Genomic DNA, 13,468 nt, shown 5'->3' with positions numbered 1-13,468 from the left:
GTATTAATTGTGGATGAACCTTGTTCATCCGATAGTTGTCTTGATCCAATAAAGAATCGAAGACCCCTGCACATTTGGTTGTTTTTACTTTGTTCAGTTTTCAAAGATCAATCGTTTAAGTCTTCATGTTAAGCGATTCTTGCGAAGTTCAACTCAACTTGTCGACTCATATTATATTACATTATGTTGTCTATAATGTCAACAACTTTTTTAAATGTTTTTCTAACTAATTTCCGAAAGGCTTATTTGACTAAATGTTTCATTTGCGTTTCGTTTATCAGCAACGAGTAATACTTTACCAGTTATTCCAGGATACGTCAACATTTTTTCACTTATATTTTTAATCTTTTTTTGAAGAAATTAAAAAAGCTGTTATACCAGCTTTTTTAATTTCTAGTCTCTTTATTCCTCTTTCATAAAAGAAAAATCAAATTCTTCTTTTTTTGTAATCAGTAATAAACCGTCTCCAAGAGGCAGCAATGTTGTCTCTAAAGCCGGATGGACCAAAACAATGTCTAAAAAAGCATTTAATTTTTTATGAATTTTTCTTCTGCGCCTTGGGATATCTTTGTCTTCTTCCAAAATCGTTCCTCCCTGGAGTACATCATCTACCGCGAGTATACCGTTTTGTTTCAATACTCGCATGCAATTAGGGAAAAAATCATAATATTTCGCTTTAGCACTATCCATAAAAATGAAATCATATTTATGACTTGCTAATTTTTCTAACCATTCATCCGCTTGTCCTTCTAATAATGTAACTTTATCTTCTATTTGTAATGCTTTGAAATTTTCTTTAGCTTTTTCCATCATTGTTGGATTACGCTCGATCGTAGTGATCTTACCTTCTCCATCCATATACTGTGCCATCAACCCAGCCGAAAAACCAATCGCTGTTCCTACTTCTAGAATTTCTTTAGGTTTGATCTGACCAAAAAGCCATATAAAAAAAGTTACTGTTTCATGTGGTATAATTGGTACTCGCTTGTCATTTGCTTCTTTTTCAATTTCGCCTAATTTTCCATCTAATTGCTTTTGAGCTGTTCTTAAGAATGTTCTAACTTCATCCATAACTACTGGGCGATCCATCATTTCATTTAATTTATGCAATTTAAAAACCTCTACTTTCATATTAAGAATTCCCTTTATATTTTACATGTATTCTTGTATTTCTCCAAGCAATTATCTGGTATAATAAATATGTGAGAATACGTATAAAAAAATGAGAAGGAGCAAATAAATAATGCTGATCAAACAATTAACGGTCCCAAAAAGCGCTGTAAATACAATATCTGAAAAAGCTACTTTGCAAGAATCAATTGAACTATTAGAGGAAACAGGATTTAGATGTGTACCTGTATTAGACGAAAGCGGAAAAATCTTTCGTGGTAACATCTATAAAATGCATATTTATCGTCACAAAGCAAATGGCGGAGATATGAATCTCCCCGTTACCCATCTTTTAAAAAATGCTACTAAATATATTCATATGAATTCTTCATTTTTTAAAATCTTTTTTATGATTAAGGATTTACCTTATATTACAGTCCTTGATGAAAATAATCATTTTTATGGAATTTTGACTCACAGCTCGATTATCGATTTGCTCCAGCAATCTTGGAGTATCGATCAAGGAAGTTACGTATTAACAATTGCTTCTCCTGGACAAAAAGGAGATCTTACCGCAATTACCAAGATCATTAACCGTTACTGCTCCATAATGAGTTGTATCACTTTAGATGTTAAGCGTGAAAACATGGTTCGACGCACGATCATGACTTTAGAACCCAATATTTCTGAAAAGACATTAGAAGAGATCTCGAATCATCTAGAACGCAAAGGATTCAAAGTTGTCGGTACAGAAAATCTCCATAATGATTAATCTATGAGCCATACCAAAAAGGCAGCCTTCCTTACAATAATGTAAAGGAAGACTGCCTTTTTTCACGCCAATTTTCGAATATTATTTTTCCATTTGTGCATTAAAATCTATTTTACTGTTCAAGAATAACATAACTGGAATTCCAATAGCCATTGTAATAAACTGACTAATAAACAGCGTTAAGTAAGTTATCCAAAAGGCTTCTTCTGTTGCTCCTGAGATAATCAGTAGAAAAGCAATTATGAAACTAAACACAGAGAAGATTACTGTATTGACAATCATTTTCTTTTTGATTGAAGTCATCTTTCTAGTTAGAAGCATATATACAATCAGAGAAACAACTGTATGTCCGCCACCTAATATCCAGTCAATTATCCCGAAAGGAGATAACAAAACGTTTGCTAAAATAACACCGACACCCAAACCATACGCATATTTTTTATTAAACACGACTAAATGGTTCAGCATTTCAGATAATCGAAGCTGGATTGCTCCAAATCCTAACGGAGCAATAGCAAATGTAATCACGATATATAATGATCCGATAATTGCATTTAGTACCCATTGTTTTACTTTCAATTCATTTCCTCCTAGTTTTTGATAACGTGGGTTGGCGCTTTCGAACCACGGTTGATGCACAACGAAAATAGTGTATCACGTTTTGAATAGAAGTTGCAATATCATTTTATAGAAATTTATACGAGCACCTTGTAGTCCTTTATAAATAAAAAAGGACAGAATCCTAAAAAACGGACTCCATCCTTTTCACTAAGTAAATTGGATAAACTATTAGATATGTTTGTATTTATTAGATAACCCCACACTGATCGAGAGCGCTTCATCTATTGCATCCATAGTTTCTACGTGTAAATGTGTAACTTTATCGCGTAGTCGCTGCTTATCTATTGTTCGTATTTGTTCCAAAAGCACAACAGAATTTTTCTCAAGACCCTGATCCGCTCCTACCTCTACATGTGTAGGCATTTTACCCTTTTGAATCTTCGTTGTAATCGCTGCAACGATAACAGTCGGACTATACTTATTACCGACGTTGTTCTGAATAATCAAGACAGGCCTCATTCCGCCTTGCTCAGACCCAACAACCGGTGATAGATCCGCATAAAATATATCTCCCCGCTTAACCATAGGCTTTTTCTCCTCGAAGGCGCCTTGTGGAATATGGTTCGTTTCGTCCGAATTCTCAATAATACTTCTAATTTCGCACGTTACTTCCCTTAGATATAAGAATGGGCTTCACTATCACAAGAATCAAATTCAGAGCATATCTCCAAATTGATGTTCGCCATTTCTACATACCCTTTCCGCATGACATCCATTTTATTCATACTTTCTTTTAAGCAATACTTTACCATTTCAGACATTAGCTGAGTTTCTTCCATGTTTGTTTCAACACAAAATTCCACTAAATCTTCATAAACTGATTGATCTAATTCAATAATCATTTTCTTGTTGCGCTGTTCATCCATGACCGTGCCCTCCAAAAGATTATCGCTTATCTACAAACTTCCAAGATTAACCTAGTCACTACATAGTGATCAAGCAAATACTTGGGTTACGTTAAGTATGTTGGATTCATCTAGAATCGAATCGTGCAAAGTTTTATCTTATAGGTAAGTTTATCATGAAAGAACTTTTATTAAAACCGGTCTTGCAAGTAGATTTGTGACGAAATTATGACCAAATATATAAGAAACAAAGGCAAATCTGTTATTAATTTTCTAATATAACTTGAGCTGCAGCTATTGAATCAGTATGTGTAATAGAAATCCAGGCATTTCCTTCAAATGGTGATTTTTTTATTTCAGGTTTCCCTGATTGACTGTTTAAAACCTCAATATCATGAAAGCCTACTTTACCTATTCCAGTTCCCAGCGCTTTTGAAAAAGCTTCTTTTGCTGAAAAACGGCCAGCCAAGAATTCAACTCTACGTTTCCCCGTTAGTCTTTGATAAATAAATAATTCATTTTCAGTCAGAACACGTTCTGGAAATCCTTTTCTTCTTTCACAAGCTACTTTGATTCTTCCAATATCTATAATATCTAATCCTATTCCTACAATCATAGAATTCCCTCTTTTTGCTTCAATGGTTGTACAATGCTTTTACATTGTTTCATTACTTAAAATCAATGTTACCAGAATCCTTCTAAAAAGTCATATATAAGATTGCGCTGTTACTCACTTGTAATTTATGTACACTATCTGAACTGATAGTTCTTACATTTTCATTCTCAAATTAAGCTTTCCTTCTAAAATGCTTATTATACATTATTAAAAAAAGGCGCCCACTATTAATGGACCCCTCTTAAATTAACAACTATTTGTTATCTTTTTTACGGTAATTGTCACGACGTCCTTTGCTGTCGCCACGTCTGTTACTTGTGCGTTTATTGTTACTGCTGCCGCTGCGGTTATTGTTTCTGCGGTTTCCACCTCTACCACTGCCGCCTTTACGTTTACGGTCTTTAGATGGTAATGGTCTTTGAGGAGTGATCGTTACAGGTACTTCTGTCGGATCTTTAACCATAGATTTCACCAATGCTGCTGCGATATCTTCTGAAGAATATGCACTTAATAGCTTTTCAGCTGCAGTATGATATTTGTCTAGTCCGTTCTCAGTAATTGTTTTTCTGATATCGTCCATTGCAGACTCTAACTGACTTTCTAGTGCTTCGTCATTTGTAGGTGGACGAAGTGAGCTTATTTCTTGTTTAGTAAGGTTTTCGATCGTACGCAAATACCCCATCTCTTGAGGTGTTACAAACGTTACGGATACACCTTTTTCACCAGCACGACCTGTACGCCCGATACGGTGAACATAACTTTCTGGATCTTGGGGAATATCATAGTTGTACACATGTGTTAAACCTGTAACGTCTAACCCACGAGCAGCTACATCTGTCGCTACAAGAATATCCATTTTTCCTTTTTTAAAGTCATTCAAGACGCTCATACGTTTACTTTGTGAAAGATCTCCATGGATACCTTCAGCTTGGTAGCCGCGCATTTCAAGTCCTTTAGCTAATTCATCCACACGACGTTTGGTTCTACCAAAAATAATCGCAGAAGTAGGATTTTGTACATCTATTAAACGAGTTAATACATCAAATTTTTCATTATCACGCGCTTTAGTATAAAACTGTTCTATTGTAGCTGCTGATAAAGTTTTTGTTTTGATCTTAACTGTTTCAGGAGATTTCATAAAGCGTTCAGCAATACGCTTGATTGGTGTCGGCATTGTTGCAGAGAATAGTAAAGTTTGGCGTTCACTCGGTACTTCACTGATGATGGATTCAATGTCTTCAATGAATCCCATGTTCAACATTTCATCCGCTTCATCTAAAACTAATGTTTCAACCTGATCTAATTTCAAAGTTTTACGTCTAATGTGGTCTAACAAACGTCCTGGAGTACCCACAACAATTTGTGCGCCACCTTTAATTTGTTTGATTTGTCTTCTAATATCCGCTCCACCATATACACAAGTTACGCGTACACGTTTATCTTTAGATAAACGGAAAAGCTCTTCTTGTGTTTGAATAGCTAACTCACGTGTTGGTGCGATAACTAATCCTTGGACGTTGCGGTTGTTTTGGTCGATTTTTTGTAACATCGGCAAACCAAATGCAGCAGTTTTACCTGTACCTGTTTGTGCTTGGCCAATGACATCTTTACCTTCTAATGCTAAAGGTATAGTTTGTTCCTGAATTGGCGTTGTTTCTTCAAAGCCCATTCGCTCTACTGATTTTAGTATTTCTGGTGCAATATTCAATTCATTAAATTTCAAAAAAAAATTCCTCCTATTATTTTCCTTGGCTTCTATTTGTCTTGGAGCCAAGGAGTAATGCGCTTTGAGTGAGTTTATTTTCAACTCAATAAGTAGGCACTACTTAAAAGAAACTTATCACCTCAGCATCTATTGAGGGTAGTTCGTCGTCTCTTTTTCATATAAAGACCCTACTGTTCGTATCCGAAACACGCGATGCGACACACCAGGGTTTTAAATTCTTCTTGACTCATATTTTATTCTCTGTGTTCTATCTTTGATTATTTAATCAAAAACAAATTAAACAATATCGAACCATTGTTCAACAGACATCATAGCATGCATACTTTTTATTTTCAACTTATTCTAAACATATTGAGAATGAATACGTTTTACATTAGGGTTTTCTTCTTTAATTTTTCAACAACCTCTAAAATGTTTGTTCCCAGACTAGATTTCAGCAAAACAATATCTTCACTCTGGATAGTTTTCCTAAGATAATCAACCATGGGTTTTTTATCCCCTGAAAAATGCCTGATTTTTTCAAGATTGAAGGAACCTTTCACTTCATTATAAACAGTTCTCATTTTTTCTCCATAAAGTATTAAATAATCAATAGAAGCAGCATCGATAGAAGCAGCTACATCACGATGTAGTTCCTCACTTAGTTCTCCCAATTCTAAGATATCTCCTAAAACTACTATTTTTTTACCGTTTGTTTCGATCGTAGCAAAGTAATTTAGAACAGCTTTCATCGAAGAAGGACTTGCATTGTAAGCATCATTTAAAAGTTGAGATCCATTAAAGCCTTCGATCCATTCAAGACGATTTTTTGTTAATTGAAATTGTTCTAACTTTTCAGCACTTGCTTTAATAGAAATTCCAAATTCTATTCCAACTAATATTGCTGCTAAAGCATTTTGAACATTATACTCTCCTGGTGTCGGAAGCGTAATTTTTAATTCTGGAGCAAGGTTAACTGAAAACTCGGTTGAACGACTCTTCACTTCAATCTTTGTAGCATACAAATTTTCCTTATCCGTTCTACCAAAAGTTCGAACTCTTTCTTCTGGTAATATAGCTGTCCGTTCTGCAAGTAAAGGTTCTTCTCCAGGATAAATCAACACTCCATCAGATTTCAGCCCATCTACTATTTCCATTTTGGCATCTGCAATTCCATCTCGTGAACCAAAGAATTCGATGTGTGATTCCCCAATCATGGTTATTACTGCTACATCTGGCTCAGCTAAAGTAGATAGAACATGAATTTCATCCGCCTGGCTCATGCCCATTTCTAAAATAATCGCTTCAGTCTCTCTCGGCATTCCTAGTATCGTGTAGGGTAATCCAATGTGGTTATTAAAATTGCCTACTGTTTTGTGGGTCTTATACTTAGCTGAAAGTACTGCTTCAGTCATGTCTTTTGTAGTAGTTTTACCGTTGCTACCAGTTATTCCAACTACTTTTGGGTTCACCTTTTTTAGATACCATTTTGCGAATTGCTGCAAAGCTTGTAAGGTATCTTTTACTTGAATAATCGGAAAATCTTTTGGTGCTTTTTCAACAGGTTCACTCCAAAATGCTGCGCTAGCACCATTTCCAATTGCACTATCAATATATTCGTGACCATTACGTTCAGCTATCAACGGTACAAACAAGCTTCCTTCTGATAAATTTCTAGAATCAAAAGAAATATCTGCAATGTTGATTAAATGGTTCTCAGTATGATAGATTACTCCATCTGTGGCTTCCGCTATTTCATTTAGTGTCCATTTTGTCATTTTACTCTCTCCAATAACCCTGATAACTATCTATCCTTTAAAGATTGATTTTGTCTAGCTTTAAATCTACGTAATCCTAACTGTATCATTTCTTCGATTAGATCTCCGTATGCTAATCCTGTTTTTTCCCATAATCTAGGATACATACTATAATTTGTAAAGCCTGGGAAAGTATTTACTTCATTAATATAAATCTCTTCATCTGCCGTCAAGAAGAAGTCCACACGTGTCAGACCATTTCCATCAATTGCCATAAAAGCTCTTGCAGCATATTCTCTCAAAGTTTTAGTTATTTCTTCTGATAGTTTTGCTGGAATTTGGGGCACAACTTCGTTTGATATATATTTAGACTCATAATCATAAAACTGCTGTTTCTTAACTAGTTCCCCAGGAACTGATGTATTGATATCTTCATTTCCAAGTACGGCTACTTCTATTTCGCGAGCTTGCACGCCTTGCTCAATCAATACACGACGATCATACTCAAACGCTTTTACAACAGCCTCCACCAGTTCCTCACGATTTTTCGCTTCTGAAATCCCTACACTTGAACCCATATTAGAAGGCTTTACAAACATAGGATAAGACAAGATACTTTCGGCTTCATTTATAACCATCTCTTGATTAGCGGTCCAGTCTGTACCTTTTACTTGATAGTAAGGAACGATTGGCAAGCCAGCTTCTTTGAATAAAACTTTGCTGATAATTTTATCCATTCCAGTAGCACTAGCTAAAACACCGGCACCTACATAAGGTATTTCAAGTACTTCTAGCAATCCTTGAACTGTGCCATCTTCGCCATTGGGACCATGCAACACTGGGAAAACAATCGTATTTTCTTTTGGAATATCAGAAAAATGAATGTCCTCTCCTATTTCATCTAAAATCAAATCTTGAGAAGAATTGATTTGGCTAGGATCTGTAATCTCTGTGCCTTTTAGCCACTTACCTTCTCGCGAAATATAAACAGGTGTTACAGCATAATAATTATAATAGATTTCTTTTAGTATTGAATAAGCAGATAAAATCGAAACATCATGTTCTGCACTTTTTCCTCCATAAACTAGAAAGATATTCATTTTATTTTCTCCTTTATATTTCCTTTGTTCTAGTATGATTTCCACATAATTCTGGTAAGGTATTCTATCGATTATTTTAGCAACAAAACCAAGCTTAAACAACTAAAACTATAAACAGGCTATATAAATCTTTTAGATTTAAGTAAAAAAAAAGCTCTGGATATCCAGAGCTTTTCTTATGGGTATGATTATTCATTTTCTCCCAAATTGTATTTCTTGTTGAAACGGTCGATACGTCCATCTGCTTGTGCAAATTTTTGACGACCTGTATAGAATGGATGAGAATCAGAAGAAATTTCCATACGAATTAATGGATATTCGTTTCCATCTTCCCATTCAACTGTTTCATTAGATGATTTAGTTGAACCTGACAAGAATTTGAATCCTGTAGTAGTGTCCATAAATACGACTTGATGATATTTTGGGTGGATTTCTTGTTTCATATTCTTTTCACTCCTTATGCCATAAAATCTATACGATTTCATAGTTATCTTTTATCATAAACGTTAGTTTTACGATTTCTGTCCCGACAAAAGCAGATAAACTACGCTGCTTTTTAAGTTATATGCAACACTAAATATAATAGCATGATTAAAAAGTGCTTGCAATGGTTTTCTACATCCTTTGGCATATTTTCTTTTCTTGTTATAAATGAATATGCTTTTTTAGACATGAATTTACTTTTGTTTTAATATTTTTTGTACAAATTGCTCATTTTTCTTATGTCTTCGCAATGTTTTGATAAACTGATCCGTATATTCTAAAGAATCATTTCTCATACCTCTGCGTAATTTATAAACAGCGTCATACTGCTCTTTTGTTAAAAGCATTTCTTCCTTACGCGTACTGGAACGTCTGATATCGATTGCCGGAAAAATTCTACGTTCAGCAAGATCTCGTGAAAGATGAAGTTCCATATTTCCAGTTCCTTTAAATTCTTCGTAGATTACATCATCCATCCGACTGCCAGTATCCACTAATGCTGTAGCAACAATGGTTAAACTGCCACCTTCTTCTACATTTCGTGCAGATCCAAAGAATCGTTTAGGACGGTATAAAGCCGCTGGATCGATTCCTCCACTCAGCGTACGACCGCTTGGCTGTTCTACTAAGTTATATGCTCTAGCTAATCTTGTAATGCTATCCATCAAGATTACTACATCTCGTTTATCTTCAACCAGGCGTCTGGCACGCTCCAATACTAGTTCACTGACTTTAACATGATTTTGTGGCTGCTGATCAAAAGTTGAATGGACGACTTCTCCATCAATACTTCTTTCAAGATCCGTCACTTCTTCTGGACGCTCATCAATAAGTAAAACAATGAGTTCAACATCAGGGTGGTTTTGTTTGATTCCATTCGCAATCTCTTTTAGAATTGTTGTCTTACCAACTTTGGGAGGAGCTACGATCAGCCCCCGCTGGCCGAATCCTATTGGCGCAATCAAATCGAGTATACGGGCGGAAAGTTCATTTGGGGAAGCTTCAAGTTGAATTCGTCTATCAGGATATAATGGCGTCAAAGCTGGAAAATGTGGTCTTTCACGTGCTTCTTCTGGATCTTTTCCATTTACTTGACGAACATTCATTAATCCATAATAGCGCTCACCTGATTTAGGCGGTCTAGCCGTACCTGTTATTTTATCGCCATTTCTTAGACCAAAACGTGTCATTTGAGAAGCTGATATATAAATATCTTCATTACTATGAGAATAATTTATTGGACGTAAAAATCCAAAGTCCTGATTATAAATTTTATCTAACACACCTGACACTTGGAAATATCCTTGTTTTTCCTCTTGAACTCGAAGAACAGCCAAAGATAATTCCTTTTTATTCATCTGGCTGTAGTATGGAATTTTAAGATTCTTAGCAAGTTCATAAATTTCCTTTAATGTCTTTTTCTGCAAATCGTCAAACGTTAAAAAATTGGCCACTGTTGTTTCCCCTATTCATTATTCCTTATTTTCTTTACTCTGTTATTTCTATATCTTCCATTTGAATATCTGCTCCAAGTGCTGTCATTTTTTCTACTATGTGAGAATATCCTCTTAGAATATTTTCAACTCCAGTTATTTCAGTTTCACCCTTAGCAATCAAGCCGGCAATCATCAGACATGCTCCCGCCCTTAAATCACTAGCCACTACTTCAGCACCATCCAATTTATGATTTCCTTCAATTAGAATGGTATCACTCGTAATACGTGCATTTGCACCCATTCGATTTAATTCCGGAATATGTTTAACTCTTTTAGGATAAATAGTATCCACAATCATTGATTCGCCTTCTGCCATCATTAAAAGTGGTGTAAAAGGTTGTTGCAGATCTGTTGCGAATCCCGGATAAGGAAGTGTTTTGATAGAGATTCCTTTTAACTTTTGCGTTGGTTTAGTTATACGCACAGAATCTTCTCCAATTTCCATCGGCACCCCCATTTCCTCCATTTTCGCAATTAATCCTTCCATATGTTCTACAATTACATTCTTAACTAATACATTTTCACCTGCTGCAGCAGCCATAATCAGATAGGTTCCGGCTTCAATACGATCTGGAATTACAGTATGACGGCATCCATGCATCTTTTCTACGCCATCGATCCGAATGATATCTGTACCAGCGCCTCGGATTTTAGCCCCCATATTATTCAAGAGTGTTGCAATATCAATAATCTCTGGTTCACGTGCGGCATTCTCTATAAACGTTCTACCTTTTGCTTTAACAGCGGCAAGCATGACATTAATTGTTGCTCCAATAGAGACTACATCAAAATAGATTCTTGAAGCAATTAATCCCTCTTCCTGTGTTTTTAAATACATTGCGCCCATTTCATTCTCAACAGAAGCGCCTAACGCTCGGAACCCTTTCAAATGCTGATCAATTGGTCTCGGACCCAGGAAACATCCTCCAGGTAAGCCGACAACTCCTTGTCCAAATTTTGTCAATAAGGCACCCATAAAATAGTACGAAGCACGTAGACTTTTAATTTTTCCGTTTGGCATGGGAATTGAAACCATTTCTGAAGGATCGATTACTAATGTAGATCCATCAAATTCTGTTTTAACTCGCATTTCATTGAGAATTTCAATAAGAGAATGAACATCTTGTATATCTGGAACGCCTTCTAATGTAACAGGAGAATCTGCTAATATAGCTGCTGGTATTAATGCAACTGCACTATTTTTAGCTCCTGAAATAGTCACTTCACCCATTAATGGTTTTCCACCATTGATTATTATTTTCTTCATAATTGCTTCTATAAGCCTCTCTTTTAAGAAAATTATTTATCTTAGTCTGAATTATTTTACTCTTTGGAGTTAAGCTGTACGAATCAAAACACCTTCAAGTCGGCGACAAACGATGCCGGCTGTAAATGCTTTGACCATATCGATCGGTAAAAACGTTGTAATGTTTGTTAAGATGATTGTCTGCCAGGTTATAGGGGTCTGGAGATAAATATTCATAATGACATATTGATAACTAATCCCGATTGCATATAACAATAAAATCCCGATCATCATTGTACTGATCATTTCCATACTTGATGATTTCTTTCTGTGTAGTCTTCCTACAACTAAACTAACAAGTACTGCACCAATGATGTATCCAAAAGCTGGAGACAATATGCTTTGAAACCCACCTGATCCACCTGCAAACACAGGAAATCCAATTAGCCCCAGAAACATGTAAAGTAAAATTGTTAAAGCTCCTTTAAATTTCCCCATTAAAGCAGGGATCAATAAGAAAAAGAAAACTTGTAGAGTAATGGGTACAGGTCCTACGGGAATGACAAAAACAGATGCAACAGAAAGCATGGAAGTTAACACAGCAATTTGTACGAGGTCTTTGGTTGATAATTTTTTCAAAGGAATCTCCTTTGCTTTTCATAGTTTTAAACACAAATAAGTATAAACAATAAGCCTTTATAATACAATACAAAAAGCAAGAATGATATATTCCTGCAATCAGTTTTTGTTCCTATGTAAAACGACGCCTGAAAATATCAGGCGTCGTTTTATTATTGATTCTATTAAGCAGAATTAAGCTTGGTTAGAAGAACCGAATTCTTGCATTTTAGCTTTAGTTGTTGCAGTAATATTTTCTTTACCCGGTCCGATTACTTTACGAGGATCATATACTTTGTCATCATTAGCAAGAACTTCACGAGTACGTTTAGTCCATACTTGTTGTAATTCAGTGTTAACGTTGATTTTAGTATGACCAAATTCAATTGCTTTTTTAATTTGGTGAGTTGGGATACCAGATCCACCGTGTAATACTAAAGGAGCTCCAGTTAATTCAGAGATTTCTTTCATTTCGTCGAATCCAAGTTTTGGTTCTCCATCATAGTCTCCGTGAACTGATCCTAAAGCAGCTGCTAAAGCATCAATTTTAGCTTCAGTTACCATACGTTTACATTCTTCAGGATCTGCGTACATTACGCCACCAGTAATTCCATCTTCAGTTCCGCCTACAGATCCAACTTCCGCTTCAACAGAAACACCTTTTGAGTGTGCATATTCAACAACTTTTCTAGTTGCTTCAATATTTTCGTCAATTGGGAATTTAGAGTTGTCGATCATTACTGAAGAGAATCCTGCATCGATTGCTGCAGTACATGTTTCAAGTGAAGATCCGTGATCCAAGTGTACCGCTACAGGTACAGTAATGTCCATTTCTTCCATTAAAGCATCTACCATAGCTGTTACAACTGAGAACCCACCCATGTATTTAGCTGCCCCTTCTGAAACTCCTAAAATTACTGGAGATTTTTCTTCTTGAGCTGCTGTTAGAATAGCTTGAGTCCATTCTAAGTTATTAATGTTGAATTGTCCTACAGCATATTTTCCTTGTAAGGCTTTGTTCAACATTTCTGTCATACTTACTAAACGAGTCATGCAATATTTCCTCCTTAAATTTTTCGCACTTTTAAACCGAGGGTTT

14 protein-coding genes are annotated in these 13,468 nt (G+C 35.6%); 1 reads left to right on the top strand and 13 read right to left on the bottom strand.

The features are described from left to right. Window positions 1–402 precede the first annotated feature (402 nt). Window positions 403–1,131, bottom strand: a complete 729-nt coding sequence (locus BKP56_RS04805) for an O-methyltransferase (protein ID WP_072694014.1) — start codon at window positions 1,129–1,131, stop codon at window positions 403–405. A gap of 112 nt (window positions 1,132–1,243) precedes the next feature. On the opposite strand from BKP56_RS04805, the gene cbpA reads away from it, so the two are divergent. After that, window positions 1,244–1,882, top strand: coding sequence for a cyclic di-AMP binding protein CbpA (gene cbpA, locus BKP56_RS04800; protein ID WP_072694012.1), 639 nt, complete (start codon window positions 1,244–1,246; stop codon window positions 1,880–1,882). Between the two features lie 81 nt (window positions 1,883–1,963). Here the strand turns inward: cbpA and BKP56_RS04795 are convergent, their stop codons facing one another. The 12 genes from BKP56_RS04795 to fba form a co-directional block, all read right to left on the bottom strand. Beyond that, on the bottom strand, window positions 1,964–2,461 hold the full coding sequence (locus BKP56_RS04795) for a QueT transporter family protein (RefSeq protein WP_072694010.1): 498 nt from the start codon (window positions 2,459–2,461) through the stop codon (window positions 1,964–1,966). A gap of 210 nt (window positions 2,462–2,671) precedes the next feature. Beyond that, complete coding sequence (locus tag BKP56_RS04790; RefSeq protein WP_072694008.1) at window positions 2,672–3,028, bottom strand: type II toxin-antitoxin system PemK/MazF family toxin; 357 nt, start codon at window positions 3,026–3,028, stop codon at window positions 2,672–2,674. A gap of 89 nt (window positions 3,029–3,117) precedes the next feature. After that, on the bottom strand, window positions 3,118–3,369 hold the full coding sequence (locus BKP56_RS04785) for a hypothetical protein (RefSeq protein WP_072694006.1): 252 nt from the start codon (window positions 3,367–3,369) through the stop codon (window positions 3,118–3,120). 244 nt (window positions 3,370–3,613) lie between these two features. Beyond that, window positions 3,614–3,964 carry a holo-ACP synthase gene (gene acpS, locus BKP56_RS04780; protein ID WP_072694004.1) on the bottom strand — a complete coding sequence of 117 codons (351 nt, stop codon included), beginning with the start codon at window positions 3,962–3,964 and terminating at the stop codon, window positions 3,614–3,616. A gap of 253 nt (window positions 3,965–4,217) precedes the next feature. Then, a complete protein-coding gene (locus tag BKP56_RS04775) occupies window positions 4,218–5,687 on the bottom strand; it encodes a DEAD/DEAH box helicase (protein WP_072694002.1) in 1,470 nt (489 codons plus the stop codon). Between the two features lie 371 nt (window positions 5,688–6,058). Further along, complete coding sequence (locus tag BKP56_RS04770; RefSeq protein ID WP_072694000.1) at window positions 6,059–7,447, bottom strand: UDP-N-acetylmuramoyl-tripeptide--D-alanyl-D-alanine ligase; 1,389 nt, start codon at window positions 7,445–7,447, stop codon at window positions 6,059–6,061. A gap of 26 nt (window positions 7,448–7,473) precedes the next feature. Beyond that, on the bottom strand, window positions 7,474–8,526 hold the full coding sequence (locus BKP56_RS04765) for a D-alanine--D-alanine ligase (RefSeq protein WP_072693998.1): 1,053 nt from the start codon (window positions 8,524–8,526) through the stop codon (window positions 7,474–7,476). Window positions 8,527–8,714: 188 nt separating this feature from the next. Beyond that, window positions 8,715–8,969 (bottom strand): type B 50S ribosomal protein L31, encoded by a 255-nt coding sequence (locus BKP56_RS04760; protein WP_072693996.1) that lies wholly within the window; start codon window positions 8,967–8,969, stop codon window positions 8,715–8,717. A 234-nt stretch (window positions 8,970–9,203) separates the two neighbouring features. Beyond that, entirely contained in the window at window positions 9,204–10,463 is a 1,260-nt protein-coding gene (gene rho, locus BKP56_RS04755; RefSeq protein WP_072693994.1) for a transcription termination factor Rho, read from the bottom strand. 34 nt (window positions 10,464–10,497) lie between these two features. Continuing rightward, window positions 10,498–11,772 carry a UDP-N-acetylglucosamine 1-carboxyvinyltransferase gene (locus tag BKP56_RS04750; protein ID WP_072693992.1) on the bottom strand — a complete coding sequence of 425 codons (1,275 nt, stop codon included), beginning with the start codon at window positions 11,770–11,772 and terminating at the stop codon, window positions 10,498–10,500. Between the two features lie 69 nt (window positions 11,773–11,841). After that, window positions 11,842–12,390: a biotin transporter BioY gene (locus BKP56_RS04745; RefSeq protein ID WP_072693990.1), complete on the bottom strand. Its 549-nt coding sequence runs from the start codon at window positions 12,388–12,390 to the stop codon at window positions 11,842–11,844. A 174-nt stretch (window positions 12,391–12,564) separates the two neighbouring features. Beyond that, window positions 12,565–13,422, bottom strand: a complete 858-nt coding sequence (fba, locus tag BKP56_RS04740) for a class II fructose-1,6-bisphosphate aldolase (RefSeq protein WP_072693988.1) — start codon at window positions 13,420–13,422, stop codon at window positions 12,565–12,567. Window positions 13,423–13,468: the final 46 nt, after the last annotated feature.

The organism is Marinilactibacillus sp. 15R, assembly GCF_001895285.1.
Classification (GTDB): Bacteria; Bacillota; Bacilli; order Lactobacillales; family Carnobacteriaceae_A; genus Marinilactibacillus; species Marinilactibacillus piezotolerans.
Note: the sequence above shows the minus strand (reverse complement) of the source record. Positions and strands in the feature narration are given on the sequence as shown.